Consider the following 23,076-nt stretch of genomic DNA (forward strand, 5'->3'; position numbering starts at 1 on the left):
TGGATGCTCCGCTCGCGGTGAGCGGAGCATCCCGCCTCACCGCCCTCAGGCGATCGGCGAGCCGATCGACCCGATCACGGCGTCGAGCGGCGTGCCCGAGCCGTCGCGGCGGGCGCCGCCCTCGGGCAGCGTTCGCGCGGCGCCGTCGGGCCCGACCGCGAGAGGGACCGCTCCGACCCAGGCGAGCTGCAGCGCGTCCTCGCCCTTGAGGAACGCGTGGCAGCGTACGCCGCCGGTCGCGCGGCCCTTGCCGGGGAACTCGGAGAAGTCGCTGACCTTGGCGCGGCCGGGATCGGTGCCCGCGATGGTCTGGCTCGATCCGGACACCGTGACGACGGTCGCCGCCGTTGGGTCGACGACCGAGAAGTGCACGACGCGCGCACCGGCGCCGAGCTTGACGCCGGCCATGCCGCCGGCGGGCATCCCCTGGGGGCGCACCTGCTCGGCACCGAAGTGCAGCAGCTGCGCATCCGAGGTGACGAAGACGAGCTCGCGGTCGTCGGGCGCGGGGGCGGCGCCGACGACCTCGTCGCCGGCCTTCAGGGCGATGACCTCGCCCTCCGGCTTCGGCGGGTAGGCGCCCGGGGTCACCCGCTTGACGACGCCGTCGCGCGTGCCGATCGCGAGGGGGGCGGGATGCGCGGGGTCGACGATCGCGACGATCGACTCCGTCGCGTCCGTGAGCCCGATGTAGTCGCGCAGACGCGTGCCGGCCGCCAGCTGCATGGAGTTGGCGGGCACGCCCGGCAGGCCGACGGGCGTGAAGCGCACGAAGCGGCCGCGCGAGGTGATCGCGACGAGGTCGCCGCGGGCGGTCGTGTCGACGGCGCTGAGGATGGCGTCGTGCTTGCTGCGCCGGGCGGGCGGGGTGAGCGGGGCATCCTCGCCGAGGTCGACGCGCACCGCGCGGCCCGTCGTCGACAGGAGCACCCGGCAGGGCGAGTCGGCGATCTCGAGCAGGGGCGCCGCCCCGCGCGATCGCGGCGCCGCGATGGATGCGCTGGCCTCGGTGAGCAGCGTGCGGCGAGGGGTCCCGAAGCGCTCGGCGGTGGCCTCGAGCTCGTCGCCCACGACCGCCCGCACCCGCTGCGGATCGCCGAGCAGCGTCTCGAGCTCGGCGATCTCGGCGCGCAGCTGATCGCGTTCGGCCTCGAGCTCGATGCGGCTGAAGCGGGTCAGGCGGCGCAGCCGCAGCTCGAGGATGTAGTCGCTCTGCAGGGTCGACAGGTCGAACACGCTCATGAGCCTCTGCCGCGCCTGGTCGGCGTCGTCGGAGGCGCGGATGACCTGGATGACCTCGTCGATGTCGAGGATCGCGACGAGCAGCCCTTCGACGAGGTGCAGGCGCTCGCGCCGGCGGTCGAGGCGGTAGCGGCTGCGGCGCGTGACGACGCGGATGCGGTGGTCGACGTAGACCTGCAGCAGCTCCCGCAGGCCGAGGGTCTGCGGCCGGCCGTCGACCAGGGCCACGGCGTTGATCGAGAAGCCGTCCTCGAGGGGCGTGTACCGGTAGAGCTGCTCGAGCACGGCGTCCGGGCTGAAGCCCGTCTTGATGCCGATCACGAGGCGCAGCCCGTGGGTGCGGTCGGTCAGGTCGGTGACGTCGCTGATGCCGGCGAGCTTCTTCGACTGCACGCCGTCCTTGATCTTCTCGATCACCTTCTCGGGGCCGACGAGGTACGGCAGCTCGGTGACGACGATGCCGGTCTTGCGCGCGGTGATGGGCTCGATCGACACCTTGGCCCGCGTCTTGAACGAGCCGCGGCCGGTCGCGTAAGCGTCCTTGATGCCGTCGAGGCCGATGATCGTGCCGCCGGTCGGCAGGTCGGGGCCGGGCACGTAGGCCATCAGCTCGTCGAGTGAGGCCCCGGGGTTGTCCAGCAGGTGCCGCGCGGCCCCGACGACCTCGATGAGGTTGTGCGGGGCCATGTTCGTCGCCATGCCGACGGCGATGCCGCTCGCGCCGTTGACGAGCAGGGCGGGGAAGGCTGCGGGCAGCACCTCGGGCTGCAGCAGCTGGTTGTCGTAGTTGGGCACGAAGTCGACGACGTCCTCGCCGAGGTCGTCGACCATCGCCATCGCGGGCGGGGCCATGCGGGCCTCGGTGTAGCGGGCGGCGGCCGGGCCGTCGTCGAGCGAGCCGAAGTTGCCGTGCCCGTCGACGAGCGGCACGCGCAGGGTGAAGTCCTGCGCGAGGCGCACGAGCGCGTCGTAGATGGCGGTGTCGCCGTGCGGGTGCAGCTTGCCCATGACCTCGCCGACTACGCGCGCCGACTTGACGTGCCCGCGGTCGGGCCGCAGCCCCATCTCGCTCATCATGTAGAGGATGCGTCGCTGCACGGGCTTGAGGCCGTCGCGCGCATCGGGCAGAGCGCGGGAGTAGATGACCGAGTACGCGTACTCGAGGAACGAGCCCTGCATCTCGTCGTTCAGATCGACGTCGTCGATGCGTTCGCCGAGGGGCTCGTCGGTGCTGGCAGGGGACGATCGGGGCGCAGGAGGGGGAGTCATAGGATGGCCCCCATGCTACCGGCGAGGGGGGCGCAGACCCCGTCACTGCGGCACGTGCTCGCGGGCGCGTCGGCCTCCCTCACGGGCGGGCAGTCGCTGCTCTCCCTGCCTCCCGCGCGCAGCGCCGCCGTGGTGCTCGTCGACGGCCTGGGCTCGGCGCCGCTCGGCGCTCGCGCGGGGCATGCGCGGCGGATGCTCGCCGCGGTGCCCAAGAAGGGCGGGAGCATCCACTCGGGCTTCCCTCCACCACCTCGTCGGCGCTCGCGAGCCTCACCACCGGCCTGCTGCCGGGCGAGCACGGGCTGACGGGCTACAGCGCGGTGGATGCCGCGCACGACCGCGTCGTCACGCTCCTCTCCGACTGGGGCGAGCGCATGGCGCCGCGCGACTGGCAGCCGAACCCCACCGTCTTCGAGACCGCAGCCGACGACGGCGTCGAGCCGGTCGTCGTCGCGCCGGAGCGGTACCGCTCCACGGGCTTCACCGAGGCCGTGCTGCGCGGGGCGCGCTATGTCGGGGCCGCGAGCATCGCCGATCGCATCGACGCGGCCCTCGCCGAGCTCGCTGCCCCGGGCCGCCGCCTGGTCTACGTCTACATCCCCGAGCTCGACTCGGCCGGGCACGCCCACGGCGCCGCCTCCGAGCAGTGGCTGCACCGCTTGGAGGAGCTGGATGCCGCGCTCGCGCCCGTCGAGCGGCTCCTGCCCGCCGACGCCGGGCTCCTGCTGACCGCCGACCACGGCATGCTCGACGTGCCCGAGCACCGCCGGCTCGTGATCGCGGCCGACGATCCGGTGTGGGAGGGCGTGCGCCACGTGGCGGGGGAGCCGCGCTGCCTGCAGCTCGCCCTCGAGGACGACGCCGATCCCGCGGCGGTGCTCGAGCGGTGGCGGGCGGCGGAGGGCGCGCGCGCCTGGGTGGTCACGCGACAGGAGGCGATCGACGCGGGCTGGTTCGGCGCCGTGCGCCCGGAGGTGCTGCCGCGCATCGGCGACGTGCTCGTCGCGGCGCGCGCCGCGGTCGCGTACTACGACGAGCGGACGGCGACGCCGCGCTCGCTGGCGATGGTCGGGCAGCACGGATCGCTGTCGCCGGAGGAGACGCGCATCCCGCTCGCGCGCTGGGGCGCCTACGCCGCCTGACCCCCACCGCGCCGAGGCGCAGGGGCGGGGCTCAGGCCGGGTCCTCGTCCGGCCGGGCGCCGAACACGATCTCGTCCCAGCTGGGCATCGCGGCGCGGCCGCGACGGTTCGCGGTGCGGCCCGCATCGGCGCCGTCGATGGGCGCGATGGATCGGGGTGCGGGAGCGTCGTCCTCCGGCTCGGCGGCCGCGTCCTCGCCCATGTCCAGCGGGATGTCGATGATGCGGATGCTCCCCGTCGACGGGTGCGCCGCCCGCGAGGTCTCCCGGTCGTCCTGGGGGGCCGGCTCCCGCTCCCCGCGGCGGCGGCGCAGCGCCTCGAGCAGGTCGGCGGTGTTGGAGACGTCCGCGGTCTGCTCCTGCTCCGGGGCCGTCCGCACGCCGGTGCGGGCGGGAGCGATCGAGATCGGCGCGGCGGGCGAGGAGGCGGGGGAGGACGGCGAGCTGATCGCCACCGGCGCGTCGCCGAGGTCGTCGGAGAGCAGGAAGGCGCCGCTGTCGAAGCGGCTGCGGTCGTCGGCGTCGGCCGCGGGCACGGCGCGCAGGCGGGGGATGAGGGTCGCCGGGGTCTCGCTCTGCTGCGAGAGGGACTGGGCCTCGTGGTTCGCGGGGACGAGCGCCGACTTCTTCGGCTCGAAGGTCCACCGCGCCTCGCGCTCCGTCTCGCCCTCGAGGAAGGAGACGGTCACGAGCCAGTGCTGCTCGAGCTTGCGGCTCGCCCAGCGCACCTCCGTCGCCGAGACGTCGTCGAGCCGCGAGTCGATGACCCCGCCGAAGGTGTGGGCGGCGACGCCGGTCTCGGTGTCGGCGGCCACGGCGACGGGGACGCTGCGCGCGGCGGTGACGACGTACTCGCGCTCGGCGAGCACCGGGCCCTCGAAGCGCTGCACGTACTCGAGGGGCTCACCCGTGCGCTCGACGACCTCGGCGGCCGAGAGGCCCGAGCGGATGAGCGTCTGCACCTCCCGCGGCGACACCCGGTGGGCCGCCGCGGCGGCCGGCCGGTTCTGCCGCAGAGCGGTGTGGAGCGCCTCGGTGATGGGAACGCGGTAGCGCGCTCCGTCAGCGGAGACGACGATCAGGGCGCCGTTCTCGGCTCCGATGGCGGTGAGTTCGTCCATGACGAGACCCTCTCGTTCGCGGTGGTCGGGCACAGCATCCCACGGCGGGGGGCCGCATCCCGGGAATAGCGCGGGCGTGCCGCGAGTTGGCGCTCGAGCAGGCCCGAGATGAGGGTTCTGAGAGGGTTTGCGTTTCGCAGGGCCTTCCTGCAAACTGTGCCCGCCGACCGCGGCCCTCGACGTCTTCCTGCAGCGTCCTCCCCTCGATCCACCCTCCTGAGACACCCCCAGAACGGACACCATGGCTACCGATTACGACGCACCCCGCAAGACCGACGAGGACACCGACTCGATCCAGGCCTTGCAGGAGCGCGTGCCCGACAAGATGTCGGGCGTCGTCGACGCCGAGGACGCCGACAACCCCGGGTTCGAGCTCGGCGGCGCCGACCTCGCCGACCTCGACCTCGACGTCGTCGTGCTGCCGCCGCAGGCCGACGAGTTCACCTGCGTGAGCTGCTTCCTCGTGAAGCACCGCTCGCAGCTCGACCACGAGGAGAAGCTCGGCGCCGTCTGCCGGGAGTGCGCCGCCTGACGCACCATCACGACCTCACGGCCGTCGCCCCTCACCCGGGGCGGCGGCCGTTCACGTTGTGCGGCGCCGTCGCCGGCGGCGGGTCCCCGCGGGTCGAGCGGCGCGAACCTCAGGCCGCCGCGGCCGCGCGCTCGGCGCGCAGCGCGGCCACGAGCTGCTCCGGCCGCCGGGTCGACAGCAGCCAGTAGGGGGCGGGGTCGTCGGGGTCGAGCACCGCGATGCGCACGACCGGCTCGACCCAGCCGCGCAGCATGAGCCAGGCGCGAGCATCCCCGCCCGGGCCCTTCTCGTGCCGCGCGTCGTCGCCGCGGGCCACGACCGCCTCGCCGGTGAGGGCGACGGGGATGCTCGCGCGGCCCGCGCGGAGCATCCCGTCGCCCACCGCGATCTCGGGGGCCGACGTCAGCAGCAGCGCGGTGCTGCCGGCGGCGAGCACGATCGCGACGACCCCGCCGACGATGAGGTCGATGGGGGAGAAGACGAGCAGTGTCGCGGGGATGACGAGCGCGATGACGCCGTACATCCAGGCGGAGGGCCACAGTCGCTCGCGATAGCTCGTCATGCCCCCTATTCGACCATGCACTAGCCTCGACGCGTGCCGAACGACGTCGAGGTGCTCATCCAGGGCGAGCGGGTTCCGCAGTACGCGCACCCCGGCGACGCGGGCGCCGATCTGCTGGCCGCGGAGGCCGTGGTCATCCCCCCGGGGGAGCGCGCGACGATCGGCACCGGCACCGCCATCGCCCTGCCGGACGGCTGCGTCGCCCTCATCGTGCCCCGCAGCGGTCTCGCCGCGCGGCACGGCATCACGATCGTCAACAGCCCCGGCACCGTCGACGCCGGCTACCGCGGCGAGATCCGTGTGACGCTGCTCAACACCGACGCCCGCGAGGCCTTCGAGGTGCGGGTCGGCGACCGCATCGCGCAGATGATCGTGCAGGAGGTGCTGCGCGCCCGGTTCGTGCCCGTCGAGACGCTGCCGGGCAGCCACCGCGGTGAGCGGGGCTTCGGGTCGACGGGCTACCGTGGAGCACCCGCCTCGATCGAAGGAGCACCCGAGTGACCGACACGAGCCTGACCGACGGTCCGCTGCCCGACGACGCCAAGTCGGCGCCGGAGGACCGCGAGTCCGCCGGACCGCTCGACGAGAGCGAGGCCAACGCGGTGCGCCCCTACGTCGATCTCGGCGGGGTGAAGATCGTGCCCCGGCCCGACCTGCAGCTGCGGCTCGAGGTGGAGGAGGGCTCGAAGCGGGTCATCGCCGTCGGCATCGACTACGCCGGCTCGACGCTGCAGGTGCAGCCCTTCGCCGCCCCCCGCACGAGCGGGCTCTGGCACGAGGTGCGGGCGCAGATCACCGAGCAGATCAAGAAGCAGGGCGGCGAGACCTCCGAGCGCGCGGGCGCTTTCGGCCCCGAGATCATCGCCCGCATCCCCGTCGCCGGCGGCGATGCGGGCGCGATGCGCATCGCCCGCTTCATCGGCGTCGACGGGCCCCGGTGGTTCCTGCGCGGCGTCGTCGCCGGTCAGGGCGCCGTCGACGCGGCGGCCGCCGAGCAGATCGACGATGTCTTCCGCAGCATCGTGGTCGTCCGCGGCCAGACGCCGATGCCGCCGCGCGACCTCATCCCGCTCACGGTGCCCGCCGGGGCGACGCAGTCCGCCGCGACGCCCGGTGCCGCGGGCTCGGCCGCCGCCGCTCCTCCCGCACCCCCCGCATGAGCCCGGAGCCGCGCCCCGAGGAGGGCCCGCGCGACGAGGCCCCGCGCCCCGCGAGCGACCCGCGGACGGCCGACGGTGCCGCCGACCCCGCTCCCTCGGTGACGGATGCCCTCTCCGAGGCCGCGCGCAAGTCCGCGTTCGCGCGCGTCGCGCCCGGCGAGCGGCCCACCGCGGCCGACCTCTGGGCCGCCGTGGGCGGCGTGCGCGGGCTCGTTGAGTCGCTGCTGCCCGGGTTCCTCTTCCTCGTGGTCTTCACCATCACGGGGGAGGTCGCCCCCTCGGTGCTGGTGCCCCTCGGCATGGCCGTGGTGTTCGTGCTCGTGCGAGCCGTCACCCGCACTCCCATCCTTCCCGCGGTGGTGGGACTGATCGGCATCGCGATCTCGGCGGGGCTCGCCCTGGCGACCGGCCGCGCCGAGGAGAACTTCCTCCTCGGGCTGATCATCAACGCGGTGTGGCTGACGGCGCTGCTCGTCAGCCTGGCGGTGCGCCGGCCGCTCATCGGTGTGATCACCGCGCTTCTGACCGGCGACGCCGGGTGGCGTCAGGATCCGGCGAAGCGCTCGGTGCTGACGGTGACCACCTGGTTGTGGGTGGGGATGTTCTCGCTCCGGCTCGGGGTGCAGGTGCCGCTGTATTTCGGCGAGCAGGCGGGCGCGCTCGCCGCGACCCGACTGCTCATGGGCGTGCCGCTCTACGCGGCGGTGCTCTGGGTCACCTGGCTCATGGTGCGCTCGGTCTACGCGCGCCGCGCGGCCTGAGAGCGGACGCGCACCGGCTGCCGGTGCTACCATGAAGTATCTCGACATCAAGATAAATTTCCGGGCTCACCGCTCGCGATGTCGCACCGTCTTGCCCCCCTGGGGCGAGCGCGCCCCGGCGGCTAGGCTGACCGGTGGCCGGTGCGCGGATGCCCGGCAGATCTCAAGGAGACGGCGACGTGTCAGCAGTGAACAGCTTCGATTCGACGGACACCCTGGATGTCGGAGGCACCGAGTACCAGGTGTTCCGCATCGACAAGGTGGCGGGCTACGACAAGCTCCCCTTCAGTCTCAAGGTCCTCCTCGAGAACCTGCTGCGCACGGAGGACGGCAAGAACGTCACCGCCGAGCAGATCCGCGCCCTCGGCTCGTGGCAGCCCTCGGCCGAGCCCGACACCGAGATCCAGTTCACCCCCGCGCGCGTGGTCATGCAGGACTTCACCGGCGTGCCCTGCATCGTCGACCTCGCGACGATGCGCGAGGCGGTCGCGGCCCTCGGCGGCGACCCCCACAAGATCAACCCGCTGGCCCCCGCCGAGCTCGTCATCGACCACTCGGTCATCGCCGACCTCTTCGGCTCGGCCAACGCCCTCGAGCGCAACGTCGAGATCGAGTACGAGCGCAACGGCGAGCGCTACCAGTTCCTGCGCTGGGGCCAGACCGCCTTCGACGACTTCAAGGTCGTCCCCCCGGGCACCGGCATCGTGCACCAGGTGAACATCGAGCACCTCGCCAAGGTCACCTACACGCGCACGGTCGACGGCGTGCTGCGCGCCTACCCCGACACCTGCGTCGGCACCGACTCGCACACCACGATGGTCAACGGCCTCGGCGTGCTCGGGTGGGGCGTGGGCGGCATCGAGGCCGAGGCCGCGATGCTCGGCCAGCCCGTGTCGATGCTCATCCCGAAGGTCGTCGGCTTCAAGCTCTCCGGCGCCATCCCGACCGGCGTGACCGCGACCGACGTCGTGCTCACCATCACCGACATGCTGCGCAAGCACGGGGTCGTCGGCAAGTTCGTCGAGTTCTACGGCGAGGGCGTCGCCTCGGTGCCGCTCGCCAACCGCGCGACCATCGGCAACATGAGCCCCGAGTTCGGCTCGACCGCCGCGATGTTCCCGATCGACGACGTCACCCTCGACTACCTGCGCCTCACCGGCCGCAGCGAGAGCCAGGTGGCGCTCGTCGAGGCCTACGCCAAGCTGCAGTCGCTCTGGCACGACCCGAGCACCGAGCCCGTCTTCAGCGAGTACCTCGAGCTCGACCTCGCCACGGTCGTCCCCTCGATCGCCGGCCCGCGCCGCCCGCAGGACCGCATCGAGCTCACCGAGGCCAAGTCGGCCTTCGAGACCGCGCTCGTCGACTACACCAGCCACGACCACTCCAAGGTCGACGCCGCCGTCGAGGGCACCTTCCCGGCCTCCGACCCGATCGGGCTCACCCCGCAGGACGAGGACTCGGCCCACGAGCTCTCGCACCGGCACCGCTCGCACTCGCCCGTCACCGCCTCGGCGCCCATCGACGTGACCGTCGACGGCACCGACTTCACGCTCGACCACGGCGCCGTCACCATCGCCGCGATCACGTCGTGCACGAACACCTCGAACCCCTCGGTCATGCTCGCCGCGGGCCTGCTGGCCCGTAACGCGGTGCAGCGCGGCCTGAAGGCCAAGCCCTGGGTCAAGACGACCCTCGCTCCTGGGTCGAAGGTCGTCACCGACTACTACGAGAAGGCCGGCCTGACCGACGATCTCGAGGCCCTGGGCTTCTTCACCGTCGGCTACGGCTGCACGACGTGCATCGGCAACTCGGGTCCGCTCGCCGAGGAGATCTCGGCCGCGATCGCCGAGAACGATCTCGCCGTCACCGCGGTGCTCTCGGGCAACCGCAACTTCGAGGGCCGCATCAACCCCGACGTGAAGATGAACTACCTCGCGAGCCCGCCGCTCGTCATCGCCTACGCGCTCGCCGGCTCGATGAACTTCGACTTCGAGAAGGATGCCCTCGGCACCGACTCCGAGGGCGTCGAGGTCTTCCTCAAGGACATCTGGCCCGATGCGGCCGAGGTGCAGTCGACGATCGACTCGTCGATCGACACCGCGATGTTCGACACGCAGTACGCCTCGGTGTTCGAGGGCGACGAGCGCTGGCGCTCGCTGCCGACGCCCGCCGGCGCGACCTTCGAGTGGGACTCCGAGTCGACCTACGTGCGCAAGCCCCCGTACTTCGACGGCATGACGCTCGAGACCTCGCCCGTCACCGACATCGTCGACGCGCGCGTGCTGGCGAAGCTCGGCGACTCGGTCACGACCGACCACATCAGCCCCGCCGGCTCGATCAAGGCCGACTCGCCCGCCGGCGCCTACCTCATGGAGCACGGCGTGGACCGCAAGGACTTCAACTCCTACGGCTCGCGCCGCGGCAACCACGAGGTCATGATCCGCGGAACCTTCGCGAACATCCGACTGCGCAACCAGCTGCTCGACGGCGTCGAGGGCGGCTACACCCGCGACTTCACCGAGGCGGATGCCCCCCAGGCGTTCATCTACGACGCCAGCCAGCGCTACCAGGCCGCGGGCATCCCGCTCGTCATCCTGGCCGGCAAGGAGTACGGATCGGGCTCGAGCCGCGACTGGGCGGCGAAGGGCACGAGCCTCCTCGGCGTCAGCGCCGTGATCGCCGAGAGCTTCGAGCGCATCCACCGGTCGAACCTGATCGGCATGGGCGTCGTGCCGCTGCAGTTCCCCGCGGGGGAGTCGGCCGGCTCGCTCGGCCTCGACGGCACCGAGAGCATCTCGATCGCCGGCATCGAGCAGCTCAACGAGGGCACCACGCCGAAGACCGTCCGCGTCACCGCGACGCCGACCGCGCACTCGGCCGCGGGTCGCGAGCCGATCGAGTTCGACGCGGTCGTGCGCATCGACACCCCCGGCGAGGCGGACTACTACCGCAACGGCGGCATCCTGCAGTACGTGCTGCGCAGCCTCGTCTGAGCATCCCGCACCCTGCGGAGGGCCCGATCGAGCGATCGATCGGGCCCTCCGGCGTTCCCGCCGACGGCGCGGCATCAGCGTGCCGTCGCGTTCAGGCCACGCACCGGAAACATCCAGCGAGCAGGCGGCGGGGCACCCGGGATCCGGCAGTCGCTCTGGCGTAGAGTGCGGGAATGGCACTGCTCGACAGCATCGACGGACCTCGCGATCTCGATCGCCTCAGCGATGAGGAGATGGTCGAGCTCGCCGCGGAGATCCGCCGCTTCCTGGTCGCCGAGGTCTCCAAGACCGGCGGCCACCTCGGCCCGAACCTCGGCGTGGTCGAGACCACGCTCGCGATCCATCGGGTGTTCGACTCGCCCCGGGACGCGATCGTCTGGGACACCGGGCACCAGTCGTACGTGCACAAGCTGCTCACCGGGCGCAAGGACTTCTCTCGGCTCCGCCAGAAGGGCGGCCTCGCCGGCTACCCGCAGCGATCGGAGAGCCCGCACGACATCGTCGAGAGCTCTCACGCCTCGAGCTCGCTCAGCTGGGCCGACGGCATCTCGCGCGCCTTCACGATGACGGGCCAGGCCGATCGGCACGTCGTCGCGGTCGTGGGCGACGGGGCGCTCACCGGCGGCATGACGTGGGAGGCGCTGAACAACATCAGCGACGACAACAGCCGCAACCTCGTCCTCATCGTCAACGACAACGGGCGCTCCTACGCCCCCACCATCGGCGGCATGGCGCGCTTCCTCTCCGACGTGCGCACGCGGCGCTCGTACCGGCGCTTCCGCAGCTCGACCGAGACCTTCTTCGGGCACCTCGGCGCCCCCGGCCGCGCGCTCTACCGCGGCGTGCGGGGCGGCCTGCACGGCTTCCTCTCCCGCTTCAGCAACAACGAGGCGCTCTACTCGAACCTCGACATCAAGTACATCGGGCCGGTCGACGGCCACGACCTCCGCGACATGGAGCGCGCGCTGCGGCAGGCCAAGGAGTACGGCGCCCCGGTCATCGTGCACACCATCACGCAGAAGGGCCGCGGCTACGAGCCCGCCCTCGCCGACGTCGCCGACCAGTTCCACGCGGTCGGGCAGATCGACCCCGAGACGGGCGAGTCGGTCGAGACCTCCACCCGCCCCTCGTGGACGAGCGTGTTCTCGGAGGAGCTCGTCGCCCTCGCCGACCGCGACGAGCGCATCGTCGGGATCACCGCGGCCATGCTGCGACCCACCGGTCTGCACAAGCTCGCGGAGAAGGATCCCGGTCGCGTGCTCGACGTCGGCATCGCCGAGCAGCACGCCGTGACCTCGGCGGCGGGGCTCGCCTTCGGCGGCATGCACCCCGTCGTCGCCGTCTACGCGACCTTCATCAACCGCGCCTTCGACCAGGTGCTCATGGACGTCGCGCTGCACAAGGCCGGCGTCACCTTCGTGCTCGACCGCGCGGGCGTGACCGGCCCCGACGGGCCGAGCCACCACGGCATCTGGGATCTCGCGATCCTGCAGGTGGTCCCGGGCATCCGCCTCGCGGCGCCGCGCGACGCCACCCGCCTCCGCGAGGAGCTCGCCGAGGCCGTCGCGGTGCAGGATGCTCCCACCGTGCTGCGCTTCTCGAAGGGCTCCGTCGGCACCGAGTTCGACGCCGTCCGGCGCACGTCCGACGGCGTCGACGTGCTCCGCGAGGCGCCGCACAAGGACGTCCTCATCGTCACCGTCGGCCCCATGGCGAAGCTCGGGCTCGACGTCGCCGACCGCCTCGCCGCACAGGGGATCGGCGCGACCGTCGTCGACCCCCGATGGGTCGTGCCCGTCCCCGCCAGCATCATCGACCTCGCCCGCGACCACCGCATCGTCGTCAGCATCGAGGACGGCATCCGGGTCGGCGGCATCGGTACCCGCATCCGCCAGGATCTGCGGGCGGCGGGCGTCGACACGGCCGTCGACGAGCTCGGCCTCCCGGACGAGTTCCTCCATCACGCCTCGCGCGACGAGATCCTCGAGGAGGTCGGGCTGACGCCCCAGGCGATCGCCCGAGACCTCGTCGCCCAGGTGCTCGGGCGCCGCATCCCCGTCGCCCGGCCGCTGCCCCACGACGGATCGGACGAGTTCGACGACGAGTCCGCCGCGGCCGAGCACGATCGGGACGAGCAGCAGCGCTGATCGCCGCGACCCCGATGTCGCTCTGAACGGCCGACGGCCCCCGCCCCGCGCGAGCGGGGACGGGGGCCGTCGAAATGAAGCAGGCGTCCGGTCAGCCGACGCCCTGGATGCGCGGGTCGTGGAAGGTCGCCCCGAACACGCGCTCCGACGCCCCGACCCGATCGAGGAACGGCGTCACACCGCCCATCTGGAAGGGCCAGCCGGCGCCGAGGATCATGCACAGGTCGATGTCCTCGGCCGCGCTCACGACGCCCGAGTCGAGCATCCGGTGGATCTCGTCGGCGAGGCCGTCCTCGAGGCGGGCCGTCAGCTCCGCGACCGTCGACGGGCGAGAGCTCTCGGGACGGTGCTTCGCTACGATCTTCACGGCCTTCTTGTCGATGCCGGTCGGGTTGCCCTTGCCGTCCTTCTCCAGCAGCACGCCGGCCTCGGCCAGCTCGTGCAGCGCCGCCGAGGGGAAGAACCGCTCGGGGAAGGCCGCGTGGTGCGTGTCGAGCACGTGCGCGCCGACCTTGAGGCCGACGAGGTCGAGCAGCACGAACGGGTCCATCGGCAGGCCGAAGTGGCGCTGCGCGGCGACGACGTCCTCGAAGGGGGTGCCGTTCTCGACCGCGTGCATCGCCTCGCCGAGCAGCTTCGCGAGGATCCGGTTCACGACGAAGCCGGGGGTGTCAGCGGTGATGACCGCGTTCTTCCGCAGCTTCTGCGCCACGCCCATCGCCGTGGCGAGCGTCGCGTCGTCCGTGGCGGGCGCGTTGACGACCTCGATGAGCGGCATGACGGCGACGGGGTTGAAGAAGTGGAACCCAACGACGCGCTCGGGGTGCTGCAGCGTCGCGCCGATCTGCTTGACCGACAGGGAGGACGTGTTCGTGGCGAGCACGGCCTCGGGCGAGACGTGCTGCTCGATCTCGGCGAAGACCTGCTGCTTGATCGACAGCTCCTCGAAGACGGCCTCGATCACCCAGTCGCAGTCGGCGAAGTCGGCCTTGTCGACCGTGCCCGAGACGAGCGCGCGCAGGCGGTTCGCCTCGTCGGGGTCGAGACGGCCCTTCTGCTGCAGCTCGTCGAGCTCGCCGTGGATGTAGGCGAGACCCTTGTCGACGCGCGCCTGATCGAGGTCGGTGATGATCACCGGCACCTGCAGGCGGCGCAGGAAGAGCAGCGCGAACTGGCTGGCCATGAGTCCGGCGCCGAGCACGCCGACCTTCGTCACGGGCTTCGCGAGCGCCTTGTCCGGGGCGCCGGCCGGGCGCTTCGCCCGCTTCTGCACCAGATTGAAGGCGTAGATGGATGCTCGGAACTGGTCACCCGAGATGAGCTCGCCGAGCGCCTCGTCCTCGGCGGCGAAACCCTGCGCCTTGGTGCTGGACTTCGCTGCCTTGAGCAGGTCGAGCGCGACGTACGGGCTCTTCGCGACCGTGCCGATGCGCTTCTCGAGCATCTTCCGGGCGATGCCGATCGCGGCGTCCCACTTCACGGCGCGCTCGATCTTGCCGGGCTCGTTCGCGCGCTTGACCTTGGTGCGTCCGGCGATGACGCCGTCGGCCCAACGGATCGAGTCCTCGAGGAAGCTGGCGGAGTCGAACATGGCATCCGCCATCCCGAGCTCGAACGCCTGGGGCGCCTTGAGCATCCGGTTGTTCTTGAGCGGGTTCTCGACCACGACCTTGAGGGCGTTCTCGATGCCGATCAGGTTGGGCAGCAGCCAGGCGCCGCCCCAGCCGGGGATGATGCCGAGGAACACCTCGGGCAGTGCGATGCCGGCCGCGTTGCGGTCGATCGTGCGGTAGTCCGCGTTGAGAGCGACCTCGACGCCGCCGCCGAGCGCGAGCCCGTTGATGAAGACGAAGGAGGGCACGCCGAGCTCGCCCAGCTTGCCGAGGGCGTAGTGCCCGAGCTGCGCCATGGCGACGCCGGCCTCCCGGCTGGGGATGTCGCCGACCTTCGAGAGGTCGGCGCCCGCAGCGAGGATGAACGGCTTGCCGGTCACCGCCACGGCGGCGATCTCGCCGCGCGCGGCCCGGGCGGCCTGGTCGTCCATCACCCGCGCGAACTCGAGCAGCCCCTGGGGGCCGAGCGTGCTGGGGCGCGTGTGGTCGCGGCCGTTGTCGAGCGTGACGAGCGCGAGCACGCCGCCGCTCGGCAGCGGCACGTCGCGCAGGAAGGAGTGCGTCACGACCTCGTCGTCGCTGAGGGCGAGGAGGCTGTCGAACTGGCCGACGGAGTACTGGCTGATGGCGCTGGCCATGGTCACTTCTTTCCCTTGTAGTGCGGGTTCTCCCAGATGACGCTGCCGCCCTGGCCGAGGCCGACGCACATGGCCGTGAGGCCGTAGCGCACGTCGGGGCGCTCCTCGAAGTGGCGCGCGAGCTGGATCATGAGGCGCACGCCGGAGCTCGCGAGGGGGTGCCCCACGGCGATCGCGCCGCCCCAGGGGTTGACCCGGGGGTCGTCGTCGTCGATGCCGAAGTGGTCGAGCAGGCTCAGCACCTGCACGGCGAAGGCCTCGTTGAGCTCGAAGAGCCCGATGTCGTCGATCGTGAGGCCCGCCTTGCGCAGCGCCTTCTCGGTCGAGGGGATGGGACCGATGCCCATGACCTCCGGGGCGACGCCCGCGAAGGCGAAGCTGACCATGCGCATCTTGACGCCCAGGCCGAGCTCCTTCGCCGCATCGTTGCTCGCGAGCAGGCTCACGGTGGCGCCGTCGGTGAGGGGCGAGGCGTTGCCCGCCGTCACGCGGCCGTGAGGGCGGAACGGCGTCTTGAGCGTCGCGAGGCCCTCCATCGTGGTGCCGGGGCGCAGACCCTCGTCCTGCGTCGCGAGTCCGTATCCCTGCTCGCTGCGGAGGGCGACGGGCACGAGGTCGGGCTGGATCTTGCCCGCCTCGTACGCGGCGGCGACCTTCTGCTGGCTGCGCATGCCGAAGCGGTCGGAGCGCTCCTTGGTGAGCTGGGGGAACCGGTCGTGCAGGCGCTCGGCGGTCATGCCCATGTTGAGGGCGTCGCCGCTCACGAGCTTCTCGGCCAGGAACCGCGGGTTCGGGTCGGCGTCCAGACCCATCGGGTGGCGGCCCATGTGCTCGACGCCGCCGGCGATCGCCACGTCGTACGCGCCGAAGGCGATGGCGCCGGCGACGGTGGTGGTCGCGGTCATGGCGCCCGCGCACATGCGGTCGATCGCGTAGCCGGGCACCGACATCGGCAGGCCCGCGAGGATCGCGGCGGTGCGGCCGAGCGTGAGGCCCTGGTCGCCCTGCTGGGTGGTCGCAGCGATGGCGACATCGTCGATGCGATCCTTCGGCAGGGAGGGGTTGCGCTCCAGCAGCCCGATCATCGCCTTGACGATCAGATCATCGGCGCGGGTGCCCCAGTACATCCCCTTCTCGCCCGCACGTCCGAACGGGGTGCGAACCCCGTCCACGAATACGACTTCGGCTCGATCGGCCACAGTGCCTCCCTCTGTTCGGACAACGCCCGCCAGCCTAGGAGCCCCCCGGCGCGCGGCCGGGATCGTGTGCTCAACCCTACGAAGGGGTCTCGGCGGCCTCGGCGGGCGCTTGGCCCGCATCGACAAAGGCACGGGCGATCACCTGTGCTGTTGCGTCAATCTGCCACGAGCGCGCTCCGAGAGCGGCGAGGGCCTCGCCGATCGACTCGGCGTCGACGCGAGCCGGCGGATTCCACGCGAGCCGCCGCAGATGATCGGGTGTCAGCAGGTTCTCGAGCGGGATGTCCCGCTCCTCGCCGACGGCGGCCACGGCGGGCTTCGCGGCCTTGAGCCGACGGTCGGCCTCGGGGTTGCGATCGGCCCACGAGCGCGGCGGCGGGATGCTCTCCTCACCGGATCGCAGCACGGGCAGATCGTCCGTCGTGCGCCCCGCCTCGATGGCGGCCCACCAGCGGTCGAGCTGCGAGCGGCTCGCCCGACCGTGGAAGCCTTGCAGCGCCGCGAGCTCCCGCTTGCTGCCGACCGCGGAGCGGACGGCGACGATGAGCGAGGCGTCGGGCAGCAGCCGACCGGGGGCACTGTCGATCTCGCGCGCGTAGGCGTCGCGGGCGAGCCAGAGCTCGCGGGCGACGGCGAGCGCGCGCTGCCCGCGGACGGTGTGCAGGCCGGAGAGGCGGCGCCAGGGCTCGGCCTTCGGCTCGGGCGCGACCTTCGCGAGCACGGCGGCGAACTCCTCGGCGGCGAGCTCCGCCTTGCCCGCGGCCTCGAGCCGCGCGGCGATGACGTCGCGCACGTCGACGAGCAGCTCGACGTCGAGCGCGGCGTAGGTGAGCCAGGAGGCCGGCAGCGGGCGCGTCGACCAGTCCGCGGCCGAGTGCTCCTTGGCGAGGTGGAGGCCGAGGGTCTCCTCCACGACGGCGCCGAGGCCCACGCGGGGGAGGCCCGCGAGCCGCGCTCCGAGCTCGGTGTCGAAGAGCCTGCGGGGCTCGAGCTCGAGCTCACGGAGGCAGGGGAGGTCCTGGCTGGCCGCGTGCAGCACCCACTCCTCGTCGCCGATCGCCTGCTGGAGCTCGGAGAAGTCGCCGACGGCGGGGGGATCGAACATGAAGGTGCCGGAGCCGCGGCGGAAGACCTGGATGAGGTAGGCCCGCTGGGAGTAGCGGAAGCCGCTCGCGCGCTCCGCATCCACCGCCACGGGCCCATGGCCCGCCCGCAGCGCGTCGACGGCCGCGAGGTAGTCCTCCCGCGTCTCGATGACGACGGGCGCCTGCGCGGGCACCGCGGTCGGCAGCGGCGGGCGCTCGGGCTCGACCGCGGCGGGCGGCTCGTCCGCGACCGGTGCCGGCACGACGGGGGCCGACGCGGCGGGCTTCGGATCGGTCGCGTCGGGGGTCGGGACGGAGGGCGCCGTCGGCGTCGAGGGGGGCTCCGAGGGCGCCGCCGCTCCACTCGATGCGCGCCGACCGGGCATGCGGGCACGCACCGACTCGGGCACGGCGAAGGGATCGGGGATGGAGTCAGGCACGGGGGCTCCGTCGTCGGGGGAGGGCGACGACGCCCTCGGGAGTGGGCGGGTAGCCGGCGACCATGCACAGCAGCTCGGCCCAGCCCTCGACGTGCGCGGCGAGATCGTCGTCGAGCGGGGTCCACGAGGCGCGCAGCTCGATCTGCGCCCCGCTGCCCTGCGCGGCGAGCTCGCCGTAACCGGTGGAGAGGATGCGCGTGGCCGTGCCGCTGGCCGCCGTGTGACCGGCGCCGCGGGCCGCGAGGGCGTCGGTGAGCCACGCCCACGCGACGTCGGCCACGAAGGGATCGAGGCCGATGTCGTTCTCGAGCGGGGCCTGGACGAGGCAGATGATGCGCGTCGTCCCTCCCCATCCCTCGGGCGCCTCGGGGTCGAACAGCAGGATCAGCCGGCCGGTGCCGAGATCGGCGTCGTCGGCGTGCCGCGCCGGGTTCACGTCGGCCGCGAGCGCGTGCGCGTAGGGGGCGAGCCCCGTCGGCGCCGGGATCCTCGAGACGACGAGCTCCTCACGCAGCACCGCGGCGTCGAGCGAGGCGACGAGGGCCGCGAAGACGGCCGCGGGTTCGGTGGCGACGGGGGAGGCGGGCACGTGTGCAGACTAGGAGCAGTTGCTAGGTTCGTCGCGTGAGACTCGCCGGACCGCCGCGACGCGCGCTGCCGCGCGCCCGATGAGCCCGTCGCCCGGCTCCCGCGCCGGCATCCTCCTCGGCGCGATCGTGGTCGGCGCAGCCGTCGCCGCGATGTCGGCGACCGCCGCGGTCGCGGTCGGCATGGCGCGTCGCGTCGTCACGCCAGCCGTGCGGCGCGAGGAGGACGTCGCGATCCACGGCGTCGACCTGGATGCGCGGTGGATCCGCCTCGGCCGTACGCCCGACACCGCCGTTCCGGGCCGCTACGGGCTCTGGTTCGCCGGCGGGGCGGGGCACGCGCGCGTCGGGCGCATCCTGACCACCACGCCGACGACCGTCACCCGGGTGCTCGAGAGCGTGCAGAGCGGTCGCATCCAGGAGGCCCGGCGGGGCCGCTGGGGCGCCTGGTTCCATCTGAACCCGGCCGACCTCGGGCTCGACGCCGAGGAGGTCGCCGTCGCGACCGAGCTCGGGCCGGCCCCCGCCTGGGTCGTGCACCCGGCGAGCGGGCCCTCGACCGACTGGGTCGTGCAGGTGCACGGCCGGGGCGTCACCCGCGCAGAGGGGCTGCGCGCACTGCCGGTGTTCCGCCGCGCCGGCTTCTCGAGCCTGCTCATCAGCTACCGCAACGACGGTCTCGCCCCGCCGAGCGCCGACGGCCGCTACGCCCTCGGGCTCGAGGAGTGGCGCGACCTGGAATCGGCGGTCGCCGAGGCTCTGCGGCGCGGCGCCGCGCGCATCGTCGTCATGGGGTGGTCGATGGGCGGGGCCATCACCCTGCAGTTCCTCACCCGATCCCCGCTCGCCCATCACGTCGTCGGCGCCGTGCTCGAGTCGCCCGTCGTCGACTGGCGGACGGTGCTGCGGTTCCACGCGGCGCTCTCCGGGCTGCCGAGGCCGGTCGGCGAGGTCGCCCTCGGCGTGCTCGGCTCCGCGGGCGCTCGTCCGCTGCTCGGCATCGGGGCGCCCATCGACCTGGCCGAGCTCGACCTCGTCGCCCGCGCCGACGAGCTGACGGTGCCGCTGCTGCTGCTGCACAGCGACGACGACGGCTACGTGCCGCCCGGCGCCTCGCTCGCGCTGGCGGCGGCCCGACCCGACATCGTGACGCTCGAGCGGTTCGCCGTCGCCCGGCACACCAAGCTGTGGAACGTCGACCCCGTGCGCTGGGAGGCGGTCATCGAGCGGTGGCTCCGGGCCCGGGCTCAGGCGGGGACGGCTCGCGACCAGCGCGCGTAGGAGAGCCCCTCGGCGTCGACGAGCAGCTGGGTGCGCTGCCAGGTCGTGAGCGGAGCATCCCCCTCGCCCAGGAGGGGCAGCGCGCGGCCGCCCAGCCGCGGGGCGGTGGTGAGGCACAGCTCGTCGAGGAGGTCCGCCTCGAGGAGCGAGCGGATGACCGAGGGGCCGCCCTCCGCGACGAGCGAGCGCAGGCCGAGACCGCGCAGCGCATCGACCGCCTCGCTGATCGAGAAGGAGTGCTCGGCGACGACGACCGCACGGTGAGGGAGGACGCCGAGAGAGGCCGCGACCCGCTCCGCCCCGGCGGCGGTCGTCAGCACGACGACCGGGGGCGCGCCCTCGCGCGGCGCGAGACGGTGCCCGTCGAGACGACCGCTCGCCGAGACGATCGCGAGAGGCGCCCTCGACGGCAGACGGTAGCCCTCGGCGCGCACGGTGCCGGCACCGACGAGCACCGCGTCGGCGCTCTCGCGGATGACGCCGAGGATCATGCGGTCGGTGCGGCTGCTGAGCGAGTCCGAGAGGCCGTCGCCGCCGGCCGCCCGCCCGTCGATGGTGACGACGAGGTTGCACCGGATGCCCTCCGCGCCCTCCGGCGCGTACCACTCGAGCAGCCGATCCCGAGCACCCGGCGCCGCGACGTCGAGCTCGTCGCCCGGTGCCGGCAGCAGCCGACGCAGGATCACGCGGCGGTCTTCTCGCGCACCTGGCGCTTGATGCGGCCGAGCATCCCGGTCATGCCCCGCAAGCGCAGCGGGCTGACGGCGGTGGTGAGCCCGAGATCGAAGGCGAAGTCGTCGGGCACGGCGAGCACGGTCGCCGCGTCGAGGCCGGAGAGCCCCTGCACGAGGATCGAGGCGAACCCCCGCGTCGTCGGGGATTCGGCCGGCGCGGTCGCGTGGACCGCGACGACGTCGCCCTTGACGGCGACGAAGAGGAACACCGGCGACTGGCACTCCTCGACGCGCTCGAGCAGCTCGGGGCGGTCCCGGTACTCCTCCGGCAGGTTGGGCAGCTCGTTCGAGAACTCCAGCAGCAGCTGCAGGCGATCCTTCTCGGTCAGCGCGAGAAAGTCCTCGCGGGTCTCGGCGAGGGCGGGGGGCAGGTCGGCGGTCACGACTCGAGGCTATCGAGCGGGCGCGTCGCCGGGCTCGGTGCCGGTGGTGATGGGCACGCGCACGGCGCTGCCCCACTCCGTCCACGAGCCGTCGTAGTTGCGCACCTTCTCGACGCCCAGCAGGTGGGTGAGCACGAACCAGGTGTGGCTCGAACGCTCGCCGATGCGGCAGTAGGCGATCACGTCGTCCGCGTCGCCGACGCCGGCCTCGTCGCGGTAGATGGCGGAGAGCTCGTCGAGCGGGCGGAAGGTGCCGTCCTCGTTCGCGGCGCGGCTCCACGGCACGCTGCGCGCGGTCGGGATGTGGCCCGCGCGCAGGGCGCCCTCCTCGGGGTACGCGGGCGCGGTCGTCCGCTGACCGCTGTACTCCTCGGGGCTGCGCACGTCGATGAGCGGCTTGCCGAGGTGGTCGAGCACGTCCTCCTTGAAGGCGCGGATGCTCTCATCGCGCCGCTCGACGACGGGGTAGTCGGTCGGGGTCGGCGTCGGGGCGTCGGTCGTGATCGCTCGGCCCTCGGCGACCCAGCGGTCGCGGCCGCCGTCGAGCAGCCGCACGTCCTCGTGCCCGAAGAGCGTGAAGACCCACAGCGCGTACGCGGCCCACCAGTTGCTCTTGTCGCCGTAGATCACGACGGTCGAGTCGCGGGCGATGCCCTTCGCGCTCATGAGCGCGGAGAACTGCGCGCCGTCGATGTAGTCGCGCATGACGGGGTCGTTGAGCTCGGTGTGCCAGTCGACCTTCACCGCGCCGGGGATGTGCCCCACCTCGTACAGCAGCACGTCCTCGTCGGACTCGACGACGACGAGGCCCTCGGCGCCGAGGTGCTGCTCGAGCCACTCGGTCGAGACGAGGCGCTCGGGGTGGGCGTAGTGCTGGAACTTCGCAGTGCTGTCGACGGGGATCGTCATGGCGCTTCTCCTGGCTCGTCGGCGTCCGGATCGGACGGCGGGGGATCGGGGGCGGGCCCCCGGTTATCCTGGGAGCGACCGCGCCCGACGAATCTACGCACTCCGGCTGGGCGCCGACCACGATCCGGCACTGATGCGCCGCACCCGAGGAGCTCGACACCGGTGGATTCCGCGACGACCGCACTGCGCCTCATCGACCGCAATCCCGGGCTCGCCGCCGCCGAGCTGCTGGAGCACCTGGCCCCGCCGCCGCAGTTCGCGGCCGCCAGCCTCGAGAGCTACGTGCCCGACCCCGCGCATCCCTCGCAGTCGGAGGCGGTCGAGGCGGTGCGGCGGTTCGCCGACGGCGTGCCGGACGCGCCCGCCACGGGGCTCGCCGGACTCTTCCGCCGCAAGGCCCCGGTGGTGGTCGACAAGCCGGGCATCTACCTCGACGGCGGCTTCGGCGTCGGCAAGACCCACCTGCTCGCCGCACTCTGGCACCGCACCCCGGGCCGCAAGCACTTCGGCACCTTCATCGAGTACACCGCGCTCGTCGGCGCGCTCGGCTACGCGCAGGCGGTCGCGGCGCTGTCGGGCGCGCGGCTCATCGCGATCGACGAGTTCGAGCTCGACGACCCGGGGGACACGATGGTGATGTCGCGCCTGCTCGGTCAGCTGGTGGCGGGCGGAACGCGCATCGCCGCCACCTCGAACACCCCGCCGCACGCGCTCGGCGAGGGGCGCTTCGCGGCCCAGGACTTCCTGCGCGAGATCACCGCGCTCGCCGACCGCTTCGACATCCTCCGCATCGACGGCGACGACTACCGCAAGCGCGACATCGAGGGGCACGCGGTCACGCTCGACGAGGCCGCCTTCGAGGAGCGGATGCGCGAGGAGACCGCGCGCGGCACCGCCACCATCGACGACTTCGCCGCGGTGCTGCACCACCTCTCGACCGTGCACCCGAGCCGGTACATCGGTCTCATCGACGGGCTGACGGCGATCGGGCTGCGCGACGTGACGGTGCTGCGCAACCAGACCGACGCCCTGCGGCTCGTGGCGCTCGTCGACCGGCTCTACGACGCGCAGATCCGCATCGCGACGACCGGCGTGCCGCTCGACGGCATCTTCACCGACGACATGCTGTCGGGCGGCTACCGCAAGAAGTACCTGCGCGCCGTCTCGCGCATGATCGCGCTCACCACGGCCTGAACGGCGTCCAGGGGATGCTCCCTCGGCACCGGTAGACTTCCCAGTCAGGAGCGCCGGGAAGTCTGGTCGGCCCCTCGGCGCGCAG

General features: G+C 72.8%; 19 protein-coding genes. 9 read left to right on the plus strand and 10 right to left on the minus strand.

Annotated features, from left to right (window positions below):
• Positions 1–45: 45 nt before the first annotated feature.
• Entirely contained in the window at positions 46–2,511 is a 2,466-nt protein-coding gene (locus tag HGB54_RS06310; protein WP_168915685.1) for a DNA gyrase/topoisomerase IV subunit A, read from the minus strand.
• Positions 2,512–2,795: 284 nt separating this feature from the next.
• Here HGB54_RS06310 and HGB54_RS06315 point away from each other — a divergent pair, with 284 nt between their 5' ends.
• Positions 2,796–3,653, plus strand: coding sequence for an alkaline phosphatase family protein (locus tag HGB54_RS06315; protein ID WP_228546006.1), 858 nt, complete (start codon positions 2,796–2,798; stop codon positions 3,651–3,653).
• Between the two features lie 31 nt (positions 3,654–3,684).
• Here HGB54_RS06315 and sepH read toward each other — a convergent pair whose 3' ends face one another.
• The gene (gene sepH, locus HGB54_RS06320; protein ID WP_168915686.1) at positions 3,685–4,773 is read right to left on the minus strand and encodes a septation protein SepH; all 1,089 of its coding nucleotides are present in this window, start codon (positions 4,771–4,773) and stop codon (positions 3,685–3,687) included.
• 241 nt (positions 4,774–5,014) lie between these two features.
• Here sepH and HGB54_RS06325 point away from each other — a divergent pair, with 241 nt between their 5' ends.
• The gene (locus HGB54_RS06325; RefSeq protein ID WP_168915687.1) at positions 5,015–5,305 is read left to right on the plus strand and encodes a DUF4193 domain-containing protein; all 291 of its coding nucleotides are present in this window, start codon (positions 5,015–5,017) and stop codon (positions 5,303–5,305) included.
• A gap of 109 nt (positions 5,306–5,414) precedes the next feature.
• Here HGB54_RS06325 and HGB54_RS06330 read toward each other — a convergent pair whose 3' ends face one another.
• Complete coding sequence (locus HGB54_RS06330) at positions 5,415–5,867, minus strand: DUF3093 domain-containing protein (RefSeq protein WP_168915688.1); 453 nt, start codon at positions 5,865–5,867, stop codon at positions 5,415–5,417.
• A gap of 33 nt (positions 5,868–5,900) precedes the next feature.
• On the opposite strand from HGB54_RS06330, the gene dut reads away from it, so the two are divergent.
• The 5 genes from dut (at position 5,901) to dxs (ending at position 12,928) form a co-directional block, all read left to right on the plus strand.
• Positions 5,901–6,368: a dUTP diphosphatase gene (dut, locus tag HGB54_RS06335; protein WP_168915689.1), complete on the plus strand. Its 468-nt coding sequence runs from the start codon at positions 5,901–5,903 to the stop codon at positions 6,366–6,368.
• Positions 6,365–7,027, plus strand: coding sequence for a DUF3710 domain-containing protein (locus HGB54_RS06340; protein ID WP_168915690.1), 663 nt, complete (start codon positions 6,365–6,367; stop codon positions 7,025–7,027). Before dut ends, HGB54_RS06340 begins: the two co-directional genes overlap by 4 nt.
• Positions 7,024–7,788, plus strand: a complete 765-nt coding sequence (locus HGB54_RS06345; RefSeq protein WP_168915691.1) for a DUF3159 domain-containing protein — start codon at positions 7,024–7,026, stop codon at positions 7,786–7,788. The genes HGB54_RS06340 and HGB54_RS06345 overlap by 4 nt, the downstream gene beginning before the upstream one ends.
• Positions 7,789–7,967: 179 nt before the next feature.
• Positions 7,968–10,781: an aconitate hydratase gene (locus HGB54_RS06350; RefSeq protein ID WP_168915692.1), complete on the plus strand. Its 2,814-nt coding sequence runs from the start codon at positions 7,968–7,970 to the stop codon at positions 10,779–10,781.
• 173 nt (positions 10,782–10,954) lie between these two features.
• On the plus strand, positions 10,955–12,928 hold the full coding sequence (dxs, locus tag HGB54_RS06355) for a 1-deoxy-D-xylulose-5-phosphate synthase (RefSeq protein WP_168915693.1): 1,974 nt from the start codon (positions 10,955–10,957) through the stop codon (positions 12,926–12,928).
• A gap of 91 nt (positions 12,929–13,019) precedes the next feature.
• On the opposite strand, the gene HGB54_RS06360 is transcribed toward dxs, so the two are convergent.
• The 4 genes from HGB54_RS06360 to HGB54_RS06375 all read right to left on the minus strand — a co-directional run bounded on the left by HGB54_RS06360 (position 13,020) and on the right by HGB54_RS06375 (position 18,492).
• Entirely contained in the window at positions 13,020–15,179 is a 2,160-nt protein-coding gene (locus HGB54_RS06360; RefSeq protein WP_168915694.1) for a 3-hydroxyacyl-CoA dehydrogenase NAD-binding domain-containing protein, read from the minus strand.
• A gap of 2 nt (positions 15,180–15,181) precedes the next feature.
• Positions 15,182–16,378, minus strand: a complete 1,197-nt coding sequence (locus tag HGB54_RS06365) for a thiolase family protein (protein ID WP_168915695.1) — start codon at positions 16,376–16,378, stop codon at positions 15,182–15,184.
• A gap of 76 nt (positions 16,379–16,454) precedes the next feature.
• Positions 16,455–17,903: an HRDC domain-containing protein gene (locus HGB54_RS06370; protein ID WP_228545705.1), complete on the minus strand. Its 1,449-nt coding sequence runs from the start codon at positions 17,901–17,903 to the stop codon at positions 16,455–16,457.
• The gene (locus tag HGB54_RS06375; RefSeq protein WP_168915696.1) at positions 17,896–18,492 is read right to left on the minus strand and encodes a DUF3000 domain-containing protein; all 597 of its coding nucleotides are present in this window, start codon (positions 18,490–18,492) and stop codon (positions 17,896–17,898) included. Before HGB54_RS06375 ends, HGB54_RS06370 begins: the two co-directional genes overlap by 8 nt.
• 79 nt (positions 18,493–18,571) lie before the next feature.
• On the opposite strand from HGB54_RS06375, the gene HGB54_RS06380 reads away from it, so the two are divergent.
• Entirely contained in the window at positions 18,572–19,771 is a 1,200-nt protein-coding gene (locus HGB54_RS06380; RefSeq protein ID WP_168915697.1) for an alpha/beta hydrolase family protein, read from the plus strand.
• On the opposite strand, the gene HGB54_RS06385 is transcribed toward HGB54_RS06380, so the two are convergent.
• From HGB54_RS06385 to HGB54_RS06395, 3 genes are read right to left on the minus strand one after another with little or no spacing between them, the layout of a single operon-like run.
• Positions 19,738–20,457, minus strand: a complete 720-nt coding sequence (locus tag HGB54_RS06385; RefSeq protein WP_168915698.1) for a dihydrofolate reductase family protein — start codon at positions 20,455–20,457, stop codon at positions 19,738–19,740. The genes HGB54_RS06380 and HGB54_RS06385 overlap by 34 nt on opposite strands.
• Positions 20,454–20,888 carry a SufE family protein gene (locus tag HGB54_RS06390; RefSeq protein ID WP_168915699.1) on the minus strand — a complete coding sequence of 145 codons (435 nt, stop codon included), beginning with the start codon at positions 20,886–20,888 and terminating at the stop codon, positions 20,454–20,456. Before HGB54_RS06390 ends, HGB54_RS06385 begins: the two co-directional genes overlap by 4 nt.
• A 9-nt stretch (positions 20,889–20,897) precedes the next feature.
• Entirely contained in the window at positions 20,898–21,797 is a 900-nt protein-coding gene (locus tag HGB54_RS06395; RefSeq protein WP_168915700.1) for a sulfurtransferase, read from the minus strand.
• Positions 21,798–21,959: 162 nt separating this feature from the next.
• Here HGB54_RS06395 and zapE point away from each other — a divergent pair, with 162 nt between their 5' ends.
• Complete coding sequence (gene zapE / locus HGB54_RS06400) at positions 21,960–22,991, plus strand: cell division protein ZapE (RefSeq protein WP_228545706.1); 1,032 nt, start codon at positions 21,960–21,962, stop codon at positions 22,989–22,991.
• Positions 22,992–23,076 lie beyond the last annotated feature (85 nt).

The organism is Microcella flavibacter (genome assembly GCF_012530535.1).
Taxonomy (GTDB): domain Bacteria; phylum Actinomycetota; class Actinomycetes; order Actinomycetales; family Microbacteriaceae; genus Microcella; species Microcella flavibacter.